The 16,719-nt window shown below is 68.7% G+C and carries 15 protein-coding genes and 3 pseudogenes; 3 read left to right on the forward strand and 15 right to left on the reverse strand.

Annotated elements, in window-relative coordinates; translation table 11 throughout:
• Together ACFWPQ_RS27950 and ACFWPQ_RS27955 are read right to left on the reverse strand one after the other, a co-directional pair.
• Positions 1 to 425 (reverse strand): annotated as a pseudogene (locus tag ACFWPQ_RS27950) (N-acetyltransferase); the annotation flags it as partial.
• 362 nt (positions 426 to 787) lie between these two features.
• Entirely contained in the window at positions 788 to 3,859 is a 3,072-nt protein-coding gene (locus ACFWPQ_RS27955) for a P-loop NTPase fold protein (protein ID WP_384040353.1), read from the reverse strand.
• A 364-nt stretch (positions 3,860 to 4,223) separates the two neighbouring features.
• Between ACFWPQ_RS27955 and ACFWPQ_RS27960 the strand changes: the two genes are divergently transcribed.
• Complete coding sequence (locus tag ACFWPQ_RS27960; protein WP_384040356.1) at positions 4,224 to 5,465, forward strand: ISL3 family transposase; 1,242 nt, start codon at positions 4,224 to 4,226, stop codon at positions 5,463 to 5,465.
• 38 nt (positions 5,466 to 5,503) lie between these two features.
• Here the strand turns inward: ACFWPQ_RS27960 and ACFWPQ_RS27965 are convergent.
• The 10 genes and pseudogenes from ACFWPQ_RS27965 to ACFWPQ_RS28010 all read right to left on the reverse strand — a co-directional run.
• A pseudogene (locus tag ACFWPQ_RS27965) lies at positions 5,504 to 5,719 on the reverse strand (transposase); the annotation flags it as partial.
• Between the two features lie 34 nt (positions 5,720 to 5,753).
• Positions 5,754 to 5,957: a hypothetical protein gene (locus tag ACFWPQ_RS27970; protein WP_200698015.1), complete on the reverse strand. Its 204-nt coding sequence runs from the start codon at positions 5,955 to 5,957 to the stop codon at positions 5,754 to 5,756.
• Between the two features lie 106 nt (positions 5,958 to 6,063).
• On the reverse strand, positions 6,064 to 6,750 hold the full coding sequence (locus ACFWPQ_RS27975) for a hypothetical protein (protein WP_384040359.1): 687 nt from the start codon (positions 6,748 to 6,750) through the stop codon (positions 6,064 to 6,066).
• Between the two features lie 403 nt (positions 6,751 to 7,153).
• Complete coding sequence (locus ACFWPQ_RS27980; protein ID WP_319171778.1) at positions 7,154 to 7,468, reverse strand: helix-turn-helix transcriptional regulator; 315 nt, start codon at positions 7,466 to 7,468, stop codon at positions 7,154 to 7,156.
• Positions 7,469 to 7,599: 131 nt separating this feature from the next.
• A complete protein-coding gene (locus tag ACFWPQ_RS27985; protein WP_384040362.1) occupies positions 7,600 to 7,965 on the reverse strand; it encodes a hypothetical protein in 366 nt (121 codons plus the stop codon).
• A 22-nt stretch (positions 7,966 to 7,987) separates the two neighbouring features.
• On the reverse strand, positions 7,988 to 9,982 hold the full coding sequence (locus ACFWPQ_RS27990; protein ID WP_384040365.1) for a site-specific integrase: 1,995 nt from the start codon (positions 9,980 to 9,982) through the stop codon (positions 7,988 to 7,990).
• 126 nt (positions 9,983 to 10,108) lie between these two features.
• Positions 10,109 to 10,411: a hypothetical protein gene (locus tag ACFWPQ_RS27995; RefSeq protein WP_384040368.1), complete on the reverse strand. Its 303-nt coding sequence runs from the start codon at positions 10,409 to 10,411 to the stop codon at positions 10,109 to 10,111.
• Complete coding sequence (locus ACFWPQ_RS28000) at positions 10,408 to 10,701, reverse strand: helix-turn-helix domain-containing protein (protein WP_384040371.1); 294 nt, start codon at positions 10,699 to 10,701, stop codon at positions 10,408 to 10,410. Before ACFWPQ_RS28000 ends, ACFWPQ_RS27995 begins: the two co-directional genes overlap by 4 nt.
• A gap of 73 nt (positions 10,702 to 10,774) precedes the next feature.
• The gene (locus ACFWPQ_RS28005) at positions 10,775 to 11,878 is read right to left on the reverse strand and encodes a tyrosine-type recombinase/integrase (RefSeq protein WP_384040374.1); all 1,104 of its coding nucleotides are present in this window, start codon (positions 11,876 to 11,878) and stop codon (positions 10,775 to 10,777) included.
• A 65-nt stretch (positions 11,879 to 11,943) separates the two neighbouring features.
• Positions 11,944 to 13,014 carry a tyrosine-type recombinase/integrase gene (locus tag ACFWPQ_RS28010; RefSeq protein ID WP_384040378.1) on the reverse strand — a complete coding sequence of 357 codons (1,071 nt, stop codon included), beginning with the start codon at positions 13,012 to 13,014 and terminating at the stop codon, positions 11,944 to 11,946.
• Between the two features lie 145 nt (positions 13,015 to 13,159).
• Between ACFWPQ_RS28010 and ACFWPQ_RS28015 the strand changes: the two are divergent.
• Positions 13,160 to 13,300 (forward strand): annotated as a pseudogene (locus tag ACFWPQ_RS28015) (ATP-binding protein); the annotation flags it as partial.
• A 21-nt stretch (positions 13,301 to 13,321) separates the two neighbouring features.
• Here the strand turns inward: ACFWPQ_RS28015 and ACFWPQ_RS28020 are convergent.
• Positions 13,322 to 13,810, reverse strand: a complete 489-nt coding sequence (locus tag ACFWPQ_RS28020) for an ABC transporter substrate-binding protein (protein ID WP_384040382.1) — start codon at positions 13,808 to 13,810, stop codon at positions 13,322 to 13,324.
• 106 nt (positions 13,811 to 13,916) lie between these two features.
• Between ACFWPQ_RS28020 and ACFWPQ_RS28025 the strand changes: the two genes are divergently transcribed.
• Positions 13,917 to 14,645, forward strand: coding sequence for a transposase family protein (locus ACFWPQ_RS28025; RefSeq protein WP_384040384.1), 729 nt, complete (start codon positions 13,917 to 13,919; stop codon positions 14,643 to 14,645).
• A 327-nt stretch (positions 14,646 to 14,972) separates the two neighbouring features.
• On the opposite strand, the gene ACFWPQ_RS28030 is transcribed toward ACFWPQ_RS28025, so the two are convergent.
• The gene (locus ACFWPQ_RS28030; protein ID WP_384040387.1) at positions 14,973 to 16,019 is read right to left on the reverse strand and encodes a TRAP transporter substrate-binding protein; all 1,047 of its coding nucleotides are present in this window, start codon (positions 16,017 to 16,019) and stop codon (positions 14,973 to 14,975) included.
• 76 nt (positions 16,020 to 16,095) lie between these two features.
• Positions 16,096 to 16,521, reverse strand: a complete 426-nt coding sequence (locus ACFWPQ_RS28035) for a hypothetical protein (RefSeq protein ID WP_384040389.1) — start codon at positions 16,519 to 16,521, stop codon at positions 16,096 to 16,098.
• Between the last annotated feature and the right edge of the window lie 198 nt (positions 16,522 to 16,719).

Consider the following 16,719-nt stretch of genomic DNA (forward strand, 5'->3'; position numbering starts at 1 on the left):
GCCCCGATCCCGCGCCGGCGGGCGTCCTCGGCGACGGCGACCGCTTTGATCTTCGCGTACATGAGCATCGACATCAGGACGTACCGCCTGCCGACCGGCAGCTGGGAGAGCCCGGACAGGACCGTGCCCGAGGGGACGCCCAGCAGTGCGCCGACGACCTGGCCGTCGCCGTCCCGCGCGACCAGCGGCAGGGACAGTTCCCCCGCCGCCCGCTGAGGCTCCCCGGCAGCGACAGCCCTCACGAGCCGTTCCCCGGCGTCGGCGCCCGCCAGGGCGTCCAGCAGCCACGTCCCGCACTCCCCACGAGCCAGCGCCTCAAGATGGCCTGCCTCCAGATCGTCGGCCGCCGCCTTCAACAGCGTGGTCATCGCCCCGGCCTCCCCCGGCACCGCGAACCCGATCCGCACACCGTCTGGCCCGGACACACCGTCCAGCATCTGCTGCCGCGTCAACCGCTCCGGCCCCGCTAAGGAACCCGTCTTCGCCGCCCTCTTCGTCCTCTTCTTCTTCGCCATCCCGGGGATCTACCCGCCGAAGGTGCTGCGGATCCGGCGGATCAGGGACGGAGCAGGGAGACGGCCGTCAGGGCGGGCCCGGGCGGATCGAGCAGGGCACGGGCTCGGCGTGGACAGGCGGTTGCGGTCACGAGGCCCGCCGGAAGACGGTGGCCGGTCCAATGACCTGGGCGCCGAACCGGGCGCGGATCTGGTCGATGGCGCTCTCCGCGGGGGCCGCAGGCGCCGGCCGCGTTGTCGTTCCGCCTCGCGGGACCGCATCGGGTGTCGGTCTATGAGGTGGAATCACGCGCTTCGTCGGGGTGTCGCAGGTACTTGACGACTTGGCCGGCGGGAAAGGAGAGGCGGGCGGTGGGGATGACCCACGGTTGCCAGGGGCCTAGGCACGTGGGCAGATCGAGCTGGTGGGCGCTGGCGGCATCGGTGATCTGGCGTAGCGCAGTGTGCAGTTCGGTCCACTGCTGGACTTCAGAGGGACTCAGATCGCCGCGGATCGCGTTGCGCTTGGTGGTCGGCCCCTGTGGAAGCAGCCCGGCCACGAAGACGGACCAGGTGGTGTCGGGAGCGGTGCTGGCCTGCTGGTAGAGGTGCCGGCAGAGATCGGGGCCGAGGGAGGGGAAGGCGACCAGGGAAGCGAGCAGGACCAGTCCGGCGCGGTAAGGGCGGTAGTGGGTGCTGGAAGCGGTCGCCGAGCTGGGGTTGGGGCAGTCGGTGTGGTCGGCCTCGTGGTGAGGCTGGCGGAGCGCGGTCAGCAGACCGTAGCTGTTGGTCAGACGTTTGACGGACCGGGGGGTCAGAGGCAGGCTGGGCGGGCCGACGAGCCGCAACAGGCGTGCCTCTTCCTCGGTGAAGGCGAGGGGGTCGGTCAGCTCCACAAGAGGCAGAGCCTGGACGGCGGGCCCGTACAGGTCCTCGTCCCAGTCAGTGGCGTCGTCTGCGGTGGAGCGGGCCGGGCCGGCTGCGGCTGCGCGGGCAGCTGACGGCTCGGGCGCGCCGCTGTCGGCGGCCGTGGTGGGGGCGGACGAGGCGGGGGCGCGCACGGCGATGAGGGCGTCGAGCATCCGGGCGTAACCGGCATCGTCGACGGGCGGCAGGGCGAGGACGATCTGGAAGATCTTCTCCAGGTACTGGGCGGGCGTGGAGATCCAGGCGTCGTCCATGTCCGATGGTCCGCTGCCGGCCCGGTGCAGCACGTCGCGGTAGTGGGCGGCGACGGAGCGCAGGAGCCAGCGCGGGTCGATGGCGACCACGACCACGAACAGGTCGACGGCCAGCAGCAGGTGGATGGCTTCCAGCATTTCCATGACCCGGGCGGGCGGGCAGCGGTCGAGGTCGTCGATGTAGACGATGATGCGGTCGATCTGCGGTAGTTCGTCACTCGCCTCGTCACGGAGCGGTGCGGTGGTGTCGCCGGGTCCGGGCGACGGGGTGTCGCGGTCATGGGCGGCTTGGGCGAGAAGCACGGCCATCCGCTGGAAGTCCTCACGGATCTGCGTCATCAGCCCGAGCTGGCTGCGGTAGCCGCCGGCGGCGGCACGCTCGCCGACCAGGCCCGCCAGCTGGCCAGCAGCGGTGAGGTTCTGCACCTCCAGCTCCAGCGCGGCCACCTCGGCCGTCGCGACGTCGACCGCGGTCTGCAACGGCGTCCGCAGCCCCTCGACGGCCCGACGCACCCTCTTCCGCGCCTCCGCCAGGCTCTTCCACGCTGGCTTGACCCGGGAGACTGCGGAGCGGACCACCTGCGCCAAGAAGACCACTCCGCTGAGAGCCAGCCACCGGGAAGCGTGCGGCCACACCCACGCGATACCGAAGGGCAGGACCACGCTCGCCACCAGAGCCAGAACGAACCACCCCCACGCGCGCCACCCTGCGGAGCGTATGAGTGCCCGGGCGTTGCCGACGGCGGCGCGTACCACCCGGACAGTGCTCACGCTCTCCCGGTACAGTGCCTCGGCAGGGAGCTCGCGTCCGGCAGCTTCCACGATGCTGCGACGGCCGTTCTCGGCCAGGTTCTCCCAGGGGACCTTGACCTGGGACAGGGCCCGCTGGAGGTCCTCGCGGCGTTGCCGGGCGGCAGCAAGGCGCTCCCGCACTTGGCGCTGGGCGACCAGGTCAGCGGTCAGCCTGGACAGCTGCCGCTGCGCGGTACCCGGATCACTGTCCGGGGCGGCGCAAAGCTGCGCGAACATCTCGGTGACCAGGCTCGCCCACAGGCTTGTCTCGGCGTAGTGCCAGGCGTTGAAGCGGACCTGCCGTACGTACGTGCACGCCAGCTGGCTGCCGCTCACTTCCTCGACTTGCTGGGCCAGCAGATCGAGGAAGTGGCTCTTCCCCTCGCCCCAGTCGCCGAACAGCCCCACCGCCAGCGGCGGACGAGCCGAGCGCGAGGTCACCAGCTCGGCGACAGCACGCGCCTCGCCGTCCCGATCCAGCTCGTCGGCCGCCCGTCCCCCGAACCCGTCCGAACGGTACCCGGGCAACCGAGGCACCGTACGCTCTTCCTGCAGCTGCCACAGAGACAACACCCGGTCGCTGGCGGCGGCAAGGAGCAGCCGGGATCCGTCCCGCGCCCACGCCACCAACGTCGGTCCGCTGTCGGGGTCGGTGGGTGGTTGGCTGAGTGGTTCGGGGGTGTTAGCGCCCTCACGCAACTGCCACAGATCCACGCGGTTGCCGGTGCCAGCGGCAAGGAGCAGCCGGGATCCGTCTCGTGCCCATGCCACCGACATCACCGCGCCGGTGGGGCGGGGTGTTTGATTGTGCGGTGTCAGGATGTCAGCGCCCTGATGCAGCTGCCACAGATCCACGTGGATGCCGGTGCCGGCAGCGGCGAGGAGCAGCCGGGACCCGTCCCGCACCCACGCCACCGACATCACCGCGCCGGTGGGGCGAGATGGTTGGCTGAGTGGTTCGGGAATGTCGGCGCCCCCGCGCAACTGCCACAGATACACCCGACGGTCGGTGCCGGCAGCGGCGAGGAGCAGCCGGGACCCGTCCCGCGCCCACGCCACCGACGTCAGCCCGCTGTCGGGGCCGGTGAGTGGTTGGCTGAGTGGTTCGGGAATGTCGGCGCCCCCGCGCAACTGCCACAGATACACCCGACGGTCGGTGCCGGCGGCGGCAAGGAGCAGCCGGGACCCGTCCCGCGCCCACGCCACCGACGTCACCGAGCCTTCAGGGCCGAGGATTGGTTGGCTGAGTGGTTCGGGGGTGTCGGCGTCCCGGCGCAGCTGCCAGAGATCCACGCGGTCGTCCCCGATGGCGGCAAGGAGCAGCCGGGACCCGTCCCGCGCCCACGCCACCGACCTCAACGGGCCCTTGGAGCCGGGCAGTGGCTGCCCCAACGCCGACCACCGGACAGAAGTACTCGGTTGAAAGGAGTTCGAGGGTGAGGGCGTGGTCACCGCCCGATGATGCATCAACGCCCACGTCGCAATCTCCTGAACGCCCAACCTCGCGTCCGACTGCACCGAGGCACTGACGTTCGTACCCCACGGTGAGGAAAGCAGCCGAGCGCGCACGAGCGCCGGTGCCGGTCCGGGCCACCTCGAAGGCGATGCGGCAGGCGCCCCAGCGGGGGTTCGCCCTGCGCATCTCACACACCAGGGCCTCGACCTCGGCAGGAAGCCTGGTCGGGCTGGTGCGCGGGCGCCGGGACTTCTCCCTCGACCCTCCGAGCCCCCCGGCCTCGTGCTTCGACTGGCCGCGGTGCTGGTGGAGCAGGTGCGGGTGGAGGACGGCAAGGTACTGGTTGTTGCCCGGACCCGGGACGGCACGGCCGTGCCCTGTCCCGACTGCGGTACTCCGGCTCGGCGGGTGCGCAGTCGCTATCGGCGGCGCCTGGCCGATGCCGGCGTCGGCGGGCGCCCGGTGGTCATCGATCTGTGTGTCCGGCGCTTGTTCTGCGACACTGATAGCTGCGCCCGTCGGACCTTCGCCGAGCAGGTGGCAAAGCTGACCGTGAGGTACGGCCGCCGCACGGTCGCCCTCGCAGAGATTGTGCAGGCGATCGCTCTGGCCCTGGCAGGGCGGGCAGGTGCCCGGCTCGCGGCTGTCCTCAACATCCTGATCCGCGGGAGCACCCTGCTCAATGTCGTGATGGCGATACCGGATCCTCCCCGGCCTTGCCTGCGCGTGCTCGGCGTGGACGACTTCGCGACCCGCCGGGGGCGGCGGTACGGGACCGTGCTCGTCGACCTGGACTCGCATCGCGTGCTGGACCTGCTGCCCGGCCGCGAGAAAGTCCCTCTGGTCGCCTGGCTGTCCGATCACCCCGGCATCGAAATGATCTGCCGGGACCGGGCCGGCGCCTATGCCGAGGCAGCGAGCGCCGGAGCACCCCAGGCCCGACAGGTCGCCGACGCGTGGCACCTGTGGGACAACCTGGCCCACGCGGTCGAACGCACCGTCATCGCCCATCGGTCCTGCCTGACCCCGCCGTCGTCGGAGCAACGCGGGCCCACGCCAGTGGCAGCGCCCGATGCCGCTCTCAACCTGGATACCAGCGCCGAGAAGTGGCTGATCACCCGCGCGCGGGAGCGTTACCGGGCGGTCCAGGACCTGCTGGCCCAGAGATGGACGATCAGCGCGATCGGACGTGAGCTGGGACTGGCCCGCCACACCGTCCGCCGCTACGCGCGCTGCGAGAACCCCGACGCCCTCGCCGACCACGCCATCCGCACCACCCGCCTGGACGCCTACCGCCCCTACCTGATCAACCGATGGAACCAGGGCTGCACCAACGCCTCCACACTCTTCGGCGAGATCCAGGCCCAGGGCTACCCAGGCCGCACACCGCAAGCAGTCCGCCGTCTCCTGCGCCCGTTACGCGGCACCGCGAAGAGCGCGCCGGCACCGCCGCCGAAACCCCAGGACCTCAGGGCGTGGATCACTCGTCACCCCGGACACCTACGCGCTGAGGAGGAACAGCAACTCGACGGCCGGGTCTGATGCACGATCGGGTGACCGTCACCCAAACCTGCAGCAGACCCGACGACCTGGACGGGGACGTCGCACCAGGCCACTCCTTTGCGCAGCACGTACACGATGCCCGCCAGCGCGACCCGGTCCGGCACCGGCAGCCGTCCGGGATGACGGTGACGTCTGGGCGGCCGCTCTGGCAGCAGTGGAGCTATTCGCTCCCACAGGCCGTCGGAGACAAGATCGATAGACACCAGCCGGACCCTGCCCAGAAGGACCTTCAACCACCAGCCGACACGCCGATCTCACCTGAAACGCTCATCGGCCCTCCTCCGGCGCTGACCGCCGGTCGGTGAGGCGCTCCTGGTCGGCGGCGTTACCGGCACGAGCCTCGGTGCGGTGACCCCGTGCCAGGTAGTCCCGGACGATCAACTCGACAGCATCCTGCGGGCTCCTGGTGCCGGCCAGCAACATGACCTCAATGGCCAAATCGCTGTCCAGGCTGATGGTGACCTTCGCCATGACACCTCCTGAAGGGTTCCCGCGGAGCCTATCCAAGCGGCTAACGGTCGGCGATGGGTAGGTTGCCGCACGTGGGAAAGAGGGACGAAGCCGGAAACCCAGCCGGTCACGTGGGATCGACCAGCACGATCTTCCGCGAGCGGGCGAAGCGGAAGAACTGTCCGAGCACGACGAGCCGACGGTTTCGGGCCTTGGGCGAGTCGGCGAGGAAGGCTTCGACGTCGTGGACGTCGCTCAGCGCCCAGTCCTGCTTGTCGCGTTCGCCGGCGAGGAAGCGTGCGAGGTCGCGCATGATGGCCAGCGCCGCCTCGACGGTCGCATCGCTGCGAGGCCGTGTTCCGGCTCGGCGGGCCCTCTCGCGCGAGCGCATCATGAAGTCGGCGAATGCATCCACCGCTGGCCGCAGGGTTTCGGGGGTCGCATCGATGCGGCGCTGTCGGCGGCCGGCCGCGAGCCGTTCGGCCTGGTCGGTGGCCATGGCCATGCCGTGACCGGTGAAGAAGGTTTCCAGCGCGCGGGCGAGGGAGCCCATCGAGCGTCCGGAATGACGGGAACGTTCGAGCAGTGCCTGCGGGTGGTTGGGGTGGTCGTCCAGGAGAAGTCGTCCCAGGGAGGTGATCATCGTGCAGGCGCGACTGACGCAGTACTTGGCGGCGATGTCGGCGGCGAAGTCCCGCAGCCAGTCCGGAGGTTCGGCGAGTTCGGCGATCAGATTCTCGGTCCGGACGAAGGGACGGTCGGGGTGACGCTGCCAGCAGGCTGAGCACAATCCCAGCCCTGCATGCCGTCGCACGCGGCCGCATTCGCGGCAAGGCCGGGGCGGCTGTTTGGTCTGGCGGGGACGCGAGCAGTGCCCGCACCGGCCGGTGTCCTCACGCAGATAGCCGGGCCGATGACACCGAGGGCAGGGCGCCTTGGCGGCGTCGCGTTCAGCCGTGCGCAAACAGTCCCGGCACAATGTCGCTGTCTTGTCTCTCACCGGGTGACCGCAGGCGGTGCACACGCGTGAGCAGGTGATGCACCGGCCGGTGTCCTTCTGGAGTACGCGCTGCTGGCCGCAGCGTGGGCAAACAGCTCTGGCCGCCGCTTCTTTCTGCCGGGCGGTGCAGCGGCAGCAGTATTGCCGGTCGATGAAGCCGACCGGGGCCCCGCAGCCGATGCAGTCGCTCTGTTTGACGCCCACGATGCCACCCGGGTCAGAGCGGCGGCATTGAACGGCCGCGGGCTGAGGCCGCCTTGGGCAGGTCAGCGACTGGCCGGGGTGGGGCGGCAGGACGCTCGACGGGGGTGGTGTCGACCTCGAACAGGTCGTTGGGAGTGCATTCCAAGGCGGTGCACAACGCGATCAGGGTGGACATCTTCACCTGGGAGGGCTCTTTGGTGAACAGCGCGGACACCGACGCGGAGGACATTTGCAGGCCGGCACGTTCGGCGAGGAGTCGCTGCAGCTGGGTGCCGGTCCAGACCTCACGCTGGGCGGCGGCCATCCGCAGGCGCCATCGGATCTTCATGCGGGGCTGCCCTCCTCGGCCGTGAGTTCGCCCAGTGTGGTGGTCACCGCGCGGCGATAGGCGTCCTCGATGAACGTCGCGGACGGCCGTAATGGTGGAGTCGGGTATTGGAACTCTCGGAATGAGTGGGACTACTCGTCGAGGTACCGGTGTCTGATGTCGGCTGGTGTGATGAAGAGTTGGCCATCGCGGACCTGCCATTCGGTTGTCCCATCAGCTTCGTGGCTGGCAAGGAACAGACCCTGGACGCGGTCTCCGTCGTCGTCGGAAGCGGGGATCCGAGCGATCTCTCTGATCTGGTCGGTGAACCAGTCCAGTGCCGACTCGCGGATGTCGGCGCCGTAGAAGATGTAGTGGATCCAGTTGATGTGCTGGCGGGGTGAGCCCCATCCGTTGGTGTAGTGGTTGTCTTCGTGTGAGGAGATGATCTCTTGGATGGCGGCGAGTTGTGTCTTGTCGCACTCCAGCCACCCCCTGATCGATACGTAAACGCCCATTGGGATGTCCTCTCTCTGGTCGTCAGTTCTGACGTGACAGCCTTCGGCTCACGTCGGCTGCGTAGGCGCCCCAGTCTCCGGCGGCGGCCCGCTGCCACTTGACGGCGACGGTGATGTCGATGCCGAGGGTGCGGGCGAGGACCGCGGCGGGCAGTTCGGTGGCGAGCTGGAACAGCGCGGTCGAGCGGGTCTCCGCGAGCCGGATGCCGAGTTTGCGGAGCCGTTCGCCCATGGCCCAGGCACTGATCGGGCGGCCGGGCTGGCCTCCAGGGAAGAGCCAGGGTGAGGCCGTGCGGCCGAGGACGGCATGGCTGCGGCGACTCTCGGCTTGTCGGAGGGCCAGTTCCGCGACGAGTGCGGGTAGCTCGACGGGGACGGCGCCGAAGCGGATACGGACGGCTCTCTCCGTCTCCTCGATGCGGTCGACGGTGAGCCGGGAGATCGCCGCAGGCCACTGGGCATAGAGGAGCAACAACAGGCCGGCGAGGCGGTCTTCGGGCTTGAGGGTGTCGTCGTGCAGCAGGCGTCGGGCGGTGGCCCAGCGGGCCTCGTCGTCCATCGGCTGGGAGGGGCCGTTCCATCGCGCGGCCGGGAAACTGAGATCGCGAGCGATCTTCTGGGCCAGAGCCCAGCGCACGAAGTGGCCTGCCTCCTGGCGAAGACTAGCGTCCTCGCTGGTCATCCAACGTTCGAGGTCGGTCTGTCGACACGTGGCAAGGGTCAAGTTCTGGCCCGCAAGCCAGTCCAGGAGATAGACGCCCGCCCGCAGATGTTGCCGCGCGACCTGGAGCTGGTAATAGGTGGTCTCCTTGCCGCGGCTGCGTCGGCGGAGCCAGCGCAGGAGGTGCCAAGTCGCGTACCGGTGCAGGATTTTCCGTCCCTCGGCCGTCGCGTGGGAGGTGACGAGGTCTTTCACGTGCCGTTCGAGCCGAACCATCTGCTCGTCCCGCTTGGGCAGGGCTTCGGTGGCGACGAGAACACTGCGGATGTGCTCGATGACCTTGCTTTCGGGGAGTTCGTCCAGGGCCTCGTGGGTGAGGGGGCGGCGGCCGGAGCCGAGATCGGAAAGGACGGTGGAGACGATGCCCTTGGAGAGCCAGCTCATAGCGGTGGCCGCGCGTTCGGAGCTGGCCAGGGCGTCGTGGAGGGGCTGCAGCTTCGGAGGTATGGCGCCGGTGCCGTCTGCGAGGAGCTCGTGGAGCCGCTGCTTGAGGGTGCAGCGAGGACACGGTCCTGGCGCGTGCAGCCGTTCGGCTTGTCCGCAGGTGGGACAGGGGCGCCAGAGCTCGGCGTCGGGTGTGGTGCAGGGGCCGCAGACAGGGGCGTCGGCGGTGCCGGAGTGGATGCCGCGGAGCCGTCCGCAGACGGTGCAGTGGACCTGGCGCTGTCGGCAGCCGCCGCAGCGGGGCAGGCCGGTGAGCTTCGAGAGTGTGCAGGGTGCGGTGTGGCCGCAGATCGTGCAGAGCACTATGGGCAGGGGACGGCAGTTCGGGCAGATGGGACCGTCGGCGGTGCGGGAGTTGACCATACGTGACTTGCCGCAGACGATGCAGATCTCCAGGTTGGCCGGATCGGTGATCAGGCAGTTCGGACACAGCGGTCGCTCTTGGTCGTCGCGGGTGGCCGGCTCGCGCCGAGCGCCGCAGCGTACGCATTCTTCGATGCGGGACTTGGCGATGCAGTTGCGGCAGACCCGCTGCCCGTCGAGCGGCTTGTCGATGCGGACCACCCGGTGGCAGCGAGGGCAGGCGGGCCGGGCGATCCCGGCGACACCGGCCTCGTGTAGCAGGTCAATGAACCTCAGGATGGCGCGGTGCGGCGCCAGATAGCCCTCCCCGGTCAGCAGACGAGGGTTCTCCTCCAGGGCCCAGACCACTCGCTGCCGATAGTGGGGACGGTGCGGTGCCGTCCGCCGCAGGGCCTCGGCGACCACGTCACGGTCGGCGCCCGGAACGATCGCGGCGATCAGCTCATGAGCGACCGTGGCGGGATCACGGTCGTCGGTGTCAGGACACATCGAACAGCGCGGCAGGCCCTTGCGGTCCCGGAAGCCGATGCGTCGGACGTTTCCGCAGGCAGTGCACTCGGCGGTCTCCTGCCCGCAGACTCCGCAGTACCAGTCCTGGCCCTTGCGTTGGAGAGTTCACAGCTTCTTGCCGCACTCGGCGCAGACCGGGGGCGCGACCGCCGAGGCGCCGGCTTTGCGCAGCTCGATGAGCAGATCGCCGATGGCCCGGGGCGCCGGGGACCGGCCGTCGGTCAGGACCGCGGGCCGTATCGCCAGGGCCTTGGCCAGGCTCCGTGACTTCGCGCGGCCACCCGCGACCGCGGTGACCACAGCCTGGATCGTCTCGACGCCGAGTTCCTTCTCAACGCCGGCGACGAGGTCCGTGATCAATCCGACTGGGTCTGTGACGGCTCGGTCGAGCTGGTCGGCCATGGTCATGAGCGGTCAACACCCCTGATCCGTGCTCGCTTTGGCCGTAGTCCGCCGAGTCCCTCCGCATCGGGCGCCGAGCCGCCGACGGCGGCTTTCTTCGGCTTCTTCACGGTCCCGGCCGCCGCGATGGGCTCGATGAGGTCGTCCATGGTGCAGTCCAGGATGTCGAGCAGGGCCATGAGGATCTTCAGACTCAGTCGCTCGGGTCGCTCGACGACGAGCCGGTAGACCTGGCTGGAGGACAGGGTGATGCCGCGTTCGGCGAGCGGGGGCAGGAGGTCGGTGGTGGAGAACATCCCACGATCGGCCATGACTTTGCGCAGGTGCCAGTGGTAGTCGAGCTTGGCGGCCGTCGCCGGATCCCTCCTGTCAGGCCCTGGCGAACGCCGGGGCCAGTGCCTTGTGCAGGGAAGTGTTCATGAAGTCGTCGCTGACGTGCGTGTAGATGGCCAGGGAGCTGTCGCACTCGTGGCCGACCTGCTGCTGGATGAAGCGCCGGTCCACCCCGTCCTCGGTCAGATGCGTGACGTATGAGTGGCGAAGTCCGTGCGGTGACAACTCTTTGGGAAGCCCCAGGGCGTCCCGGTATGCCTCGAACCGGTCGTTGATCGAACCGGGCTGCAGGCGGCCACCGCGCTCGGTGATCCACAGTGCCGGGAGATCGGGGAATCCGAAGCGGGGGCGGACGTTCTCGACGTAGTCGGCGACCGCCTCGACGGCCCAGTCCATCACCGACAGCACGTTCCGCCGACGCGGCGGCTGGCCCTTCTTCGCCTTGCCGTAGCGGACGTTAAGCGTGCCGTACCGGCCGAACTGCCGGGCCTGCGGGTTGCGACCAAAGTCGACCACGTCGAGCTTGGAGGTCTCGGTCCGGCGTAGGCCCCACCCGTAGATCACCTTGAAGAGGGTGGCATCGCGGTAGGCCGCCAAGGCGCCCTTGCGTTTCGCCCGTACCGCTCGTTCGACCTGGTCGTCGGCGTAGTCGAGGAAGAGCTGCAACTCTTCCCGCGTGAAGGGCCTCGCCTCCGGGTCGCCTTCGTAATCTTGCAGGTGAGGCAGGGTATTCCACTCATGGCAGATCGCCACCGGAAAGGTGCCGAAGGCTTCCTCGCATGCCGGACCCCAGCCGTATCGGGCGTCGATGAGGAGCTCGGTGAACAGCCGGACGATGCCCTGGTAGCTGCGAATCGTCGACGGCGCCAAGTGCTTCTCGCTCGTCAACGACGCTGACCACTCGTCCAGGTGGGCGGGCGTCCATCGCCACGGGTACTCGTTCGTGAAGTCCAGGAACCGGCGGATCAGCCGTTCCCTCGGGTCGATCGTGTCGTCCTTCAGCCCTCGCGACTTCTGCTGAGCACGCCAGCCCCGCAGCATCGCGTCGAACATCGCGTCCTCGGGACGCAGCTGGACCACCCCGGAGACGAGCTCCATGTGGGCCGCCCCGGCCAGGGACACCTTGCGCTGATGCACCACTCCAGACCATCCCTTCTGGAGGGCAGATCATGCATCAGAAGGGCTCGACTCGGCAACATCCCTGCTCAGACGGCCAGTTCGTAGACTCCACGGACTCCTTCCGATTCCTGTCGTGACCAGGTGACCTGCGACTCCTCGCCCGTCTGATGCAATTCCCGAGGGTTGACGTATCTCATGGTCGAGCTGACCGTCCAGTGACCGAGGAGTTGCTGGATCGCCACGAGGTCCACGCCGCGTTCGTAGTTGTGGGTCGCGCAGGCCCGCCGCAGGGCATGCGGGCTGAACCGGTCGGCGGCCGGGCGTCCTTCGATCTCCATCAGATAGCGGAGGCGGTTGCGGATCGTCCCGCGGTGCAGGCTGCCGCCGGACTCGTCCGCGAACAACACCGGCGAGTCGGGGAACTTGCCCCGCACGTCGTCGAGGAACCAGTGCAGAACGAGGTCCAGGCCGTCCAGCATGGGCACCCAGCGCGGCCGCGGGCCGGAGGTGCGAGCGCCTTTGCCGAATCGCACGTGGAGTTTTCCGAACGGGCCCCGCGAGAAGTGGACGTCGGGACGATCGAGCAGGGACGCCTCTTCCGAGCGCAGGCCGGCGTGATAGAGGGTCCGGAACATGGCATAGTCCCTGGCCGCGGGCCCGTACTTGCGGGCGCTGGCGATCCGGGACTTGAGGAAGTCGAAGAACTCCGCCACTCGTTCCGGAGTCGGCGGCGGCAGTTGAGCCGGGGAATCGTCGCCGACATGCCGTGAGGCGTTGAACTCGTCCACCGGGCAGACCAGACGGACACCGAACCCCGCTTCAATCTCAACGGCCTTGCGGACCTGCAGGAACCGGTGAAAGCCCTTGAAGATCTGCACATACTCGCGCCGGGTCGATGCCGCCCGCCCGGCGAAGGCCAAGTCGCCGACGACGCGGTCGATGTCCTCCGGGGTAACGTCCCACGCGGGTCGGCCCAGCGCAGTGAGAGTTCGTTCCAGCAGGCCAATTTCGTTCTCGACCGTCACCGGGCTGAACCCGCGGGCCCGCCACGAGGCGACGAACGCCTCGACACACTCGGCCTGAAACTCCCACGGATCGGCAGTCACCGGCTCCAGCAGGACGGCACCACCCTCGATCACCCGCAACTGGGATGTCACCGGCACACCTTCCTCGCACCTGACCGATCAAGGCAGCACCTGGAGAATCCGAGTGCCACCGCGAAGACCAACGAGGACCGCAGAAGATGGATACGGGCCGGTGGCAGCAGCGATCCTCGAAAAGGAACATGTGCCAGCCCCAGATGGCTGGACGAAGACCTTCACCGACCCTCGCCTCTGCGCAGCCATCGTCGACCGTCTCACCTTCAACGGCACCATCATCGAGACCGGCACCGAGTCCTACCGCCTCGCCCAGACCAAGGCCAAACAACAGGCCGGGCGATAGACCAGCCCCCGCAGTCCGCTCCTACCCAACCATCTGGGGCAGTTCGCGGATCACCGCGTCGATGCCCTGGCTCTCCGCGATGGCAGTCAGCCGTGGACGCAACCTGCCGAGGAAGGACACACCCTCCACCCCGACATCCCCCATCCTGAGCCCTCTGCCAGCCTGTTCGAACACCCAGAAAGTGATCTCGGTCGGCTCCTCATCGACAAGAGCACCGGTCATGACCCTGAACTCGCTGCTGTCGTCCGGATCCCTATCCGTGATGACCAGGGACGCACTCGTCAGGGGAAGGTCCGCGATGAGCGCGGCGACGTGGTCTGTGAGGGCAGCCAGGGTGGCTTCGCGCTGGCTGACGCTCAGTTCCTCCCAGCTCGGACCCACCGCAACCGGCGCCAACTTGCGCCAGTCCAACACAGACGAGACGAAGGCGACTCTGTCCGGCTTCGCCACTTCGGCAAAGCCGGCGAGGAACGTGCTGATGAACGCCGAGGCGGCTTCTGCAGTGAACACGGAAAGCAACGTAGTCGCTTGATCCTGCCAGCGAAAGATCATCCAGAAGACCTGAGGCCGGTCCCCGCCGGAACCCGGGGCCACCACAAGCCGGAACGACGGCCGCGTGAACCATGCAGCGGGGCCAGCTCAGGCCGGAGAGACGGGGCCACCGCAGGCCGTTACTGCCAATGGGCCGCGGATCGGACGGCCGTGGTGTCTGCCGCTTGCCGACCGGGTGCTGGTGGTAGCGGTCTACTACCGCACGAACCTCACCATGCGGCAGCTCGCTCCGCTGTTCGGGGTCTCGCCGACGACGGTGTGGAGGGTCATCCAGCGGCTCGGTCCTCTCCTCGCGATCGCGCCGGTCTCGCGTCCGACCGATGCCACGGGCCGGTTGTGGATCGTCGACGGCACGCTGGTCCCGGTCCGCGACCGCACGGTCGGCGCCTCGAGCCGCAACTACCGGTTCTCCGCGAACGTGCAGGTCATCATCGATGCCGACACCCGCCTGGTCGTTGCCACCGCCCGTCCAGGCCCGGGCAACAAGGCCGACGCCCACGTGTGGCGCCACTCTGGTCTCCCGGACCAGTGCCAAGGGGTCACCGTGCTCGGCGACGGCGCCTACATCAACACCGGCCTGGTCGTCCCGCACCGCAAAGGACCCGGCCGTCCTCTGCTCGCGGGCGAGGAAGCCGGCAACAAGGAGCATCGCCGGGTCCGCGCGCGGGTCGAGCACGCGATCGGTCGTCTGAAGCAGTACAAGATCCTTCGTGACTGCCGGCAGCACGGCGACCGCCTCCACCACGCAGTCCAGGGCGTCGCACACATGCACAATCTCGCCCTGACCGCGTGACCAGCACAGCCGTAAGCGGGCCCTGACCTGCAATCCACGGCCTCCTGCAACATCCTTTAGCCACATGGGGAAGCGTGACCGCGAGGGTGGGGAATTGCCTGACGTCGAACCCGCCCAAGGTGGGGAATTACGTGACCGTCGACACGGCTTCGTGTTGGTGGCAGACACTGCCCTCCCCTCGGGTCCCGGTGGTCGCTGAAGGCGATCCTGTCCGCGGCAATCGTCTCCCTGCCCGGCGGATCGTTCGGGAAGGCTCAGCCGCCGGTCAACCCCGAACCGTGCGACCCAAGGCCGTCCGCGGGTCCCGCTCAGGAAGGTCCAGGGGTATCAGCAGTGCAGGGCGGGTTCCGGCTTCGCACCCTTCACCAGCGACTTCACCAGCGTGAACAACTTGCCGGTCTGGGGATCGTGCTCCAGCCGGGTGCCGACCGGAGCGACGGCCACACGGTACGCCGCGAGCTGCGCCGCACCGGCTTGCCCCACGACCAGCCCTCCCGTGCAGAGCTGGGTGAGTTCATCCGCGTCCTCTGCCTGCAGTTCCGACATCGTGTCTTCGAAGGCGGCGGACGCGGCCTGGACGAGCGCCTGGCGTTGGTGGGGACTCAGGCGCTTCAGCGCGGTGTCACTGACGAAGGGGACGACCATGCGGGGCCACAGCACCAGATTCCCGGTGAGGTACTTCTTGGAGGAGGCGTAGCCTTCGTGGTTGAAGGAGGCGATCGAGGACTCGATGGCGTCCATGTCGCTGACCGACCCGGACAGCGGATACCAGCGGGTGCGTGCGCCCAGAGCGTGGAAGGTGTCGTCCGCCAGCTTCGACTGTGCCACGCCGACGAGCCGCCCGTGCAGACCGGTGGGGGTCGGGGCCGAGCGACTCGCGGTGAACAGGTAGCGAAACTGGCCCGGGAGCAGGCCCAGGCCGGTGATCCCCGGGACGCTCAGTGCGGTGCCCAGCCGCTTGTAGAGGGGGCTCGTGAACAGCCGTTCCTGGGCTGCGTAACTGGTGATCAGCTCTGGCGCGCTGAGCATCCGCACGGGGCCGGGGAAGGCCCGCGTGCCTGCCACCCCCAGATCCGCTTTGCCCGCCTGGACGTCCGCGATCGTGCCGTCCTCGTAGGCGAGCCGGCCCGTCCGCCACTTGAGCTTGGCGTCGATCTGCAGGGATCCCCCGGTCGCCTCTGCGACCCGTTGGATGAACCTCTCCACCGAAGACGTGGTGCCATAGGGCACGGCCATCGTCAGATGGACCACCTTCGGGGACGCTCCCGCCGAGCCGGATGCGGACTGCTGCGCCTTCGGCGCGCCCGACGTGCAGGCGGCGAGCGCCAGCAGCGGCGCGAGCAGCAGCGCCGGGACTCCCAGGATCCTTCTCACCTTGACACCTCCTGGCGCCCTCGGGCGCTCCCTCGTTCAGCAGCTGCGCGTCGTCCACTGCCACAAGGATCTGCACTCATCGGAATCTGACGGTCCGGAGCATGCCCTCGAACCGTGTGACGGCGGCCGAAGGATCCTGGACATGGGTGAGATCTGTCGAGGTCCATGCCACCAGTGGCCTGCTGGGAGCGTCGATGACGACCACTCGAAGTTCGTAGTCGGGCTGGAGGCCGAAGCAGTCCTTGTCGGGATCCGCTTCGGCCGTCGGGCAGCCGAGCGATCCGTCCATCGGTTCATTCGTGGTGCCGGTCAGCAGTGTGGCGGCGCGACCACCGACGGTCGTGGGCTTCTCATCCCGCCAGTTCGCGTGATGTCCGGCCTGCTCATGAAGGAACGCCACATAGCCCTTGTAGGTGGCAGGCGGCTTTTCGGGGCTCCCGCTGCCCCCTGGCCGGTACACGACCGCGGGCAGCAGGAACCGGACCTTGTCGCTCGACTTCACCCACGTCAGGAAGGTACTCGTGTCCGATACCGGCAGCGCTCCCAGCGAGGCGGGGACGGTGATCGTGAACGGCGTCGCGAAGGACCGGCCGGTGTACGCGGGCGATACTGCTGCCGAACGTGAGGGCTTGGCAGCTCGTTCTGCACCGCCACCACAGGCCGCCACAGCGAGCAGAGCGCACGCGCCCACAGGGGAAAC

The sequence above is a fragment of the Streptomyces sp. NPDC058464 genome, from assembly GCF_042721035.1.
Lineage (GTDB): Bacteria > Actinomycetota > Actinomycetes > Streptomycetales > Streptomycetaceae > Streptomyces.

Excerpts from the sequence above, each read along its gene's own strand:
- ACFWPQ_RS27970 (WP_200698015.1), bottom strand. The coding sequence starts at position 5,957 with ATGGCGAAGGTCACCATCAGCCTGGACAGCGATTTGGCCATTGAGGTC.
- ACFWPQ_RS27980 (WP_319171778.1), bottom strand. The coding sequence starts at position 7,468 with ATGAAGATCCGATGGCGCCTGCGGATGGCCGCCGCCCAGCGTGAGGTC.
- ACFWPQ_RS27985 (WP_384040362.1), bottom strand. The coding sequence starts at position 7,965 with ATGGGCGTTTACGTATCGATCAGGGGGTGGCTGGAGTGCGACAAGACA.
- ACFWPQ_RS27990 (WP_384040365.1), bottom strand. The coding sequence starts at position 9,982 with ATGTGTCCTGACACCGACGACCGTGATCCCGCCACGGTCGCTCATGAG.
- ACFWPQ_RS27995 (WP_384040368.1), bottom strand. The coding sequence starts at position 10,411 with ATGACCATGGCCGACCAGCTCGACCGAGCCGTCACAGACCCAGTCGGA.
- ACFWPQ_RS28000 (WP_384040371.1), bottom strand. The coding sequence starts at position 10,701 with ATGTTCTCCACCACCGACCTCCTGCCCCCGCTCGCCGAACGCGGCATC.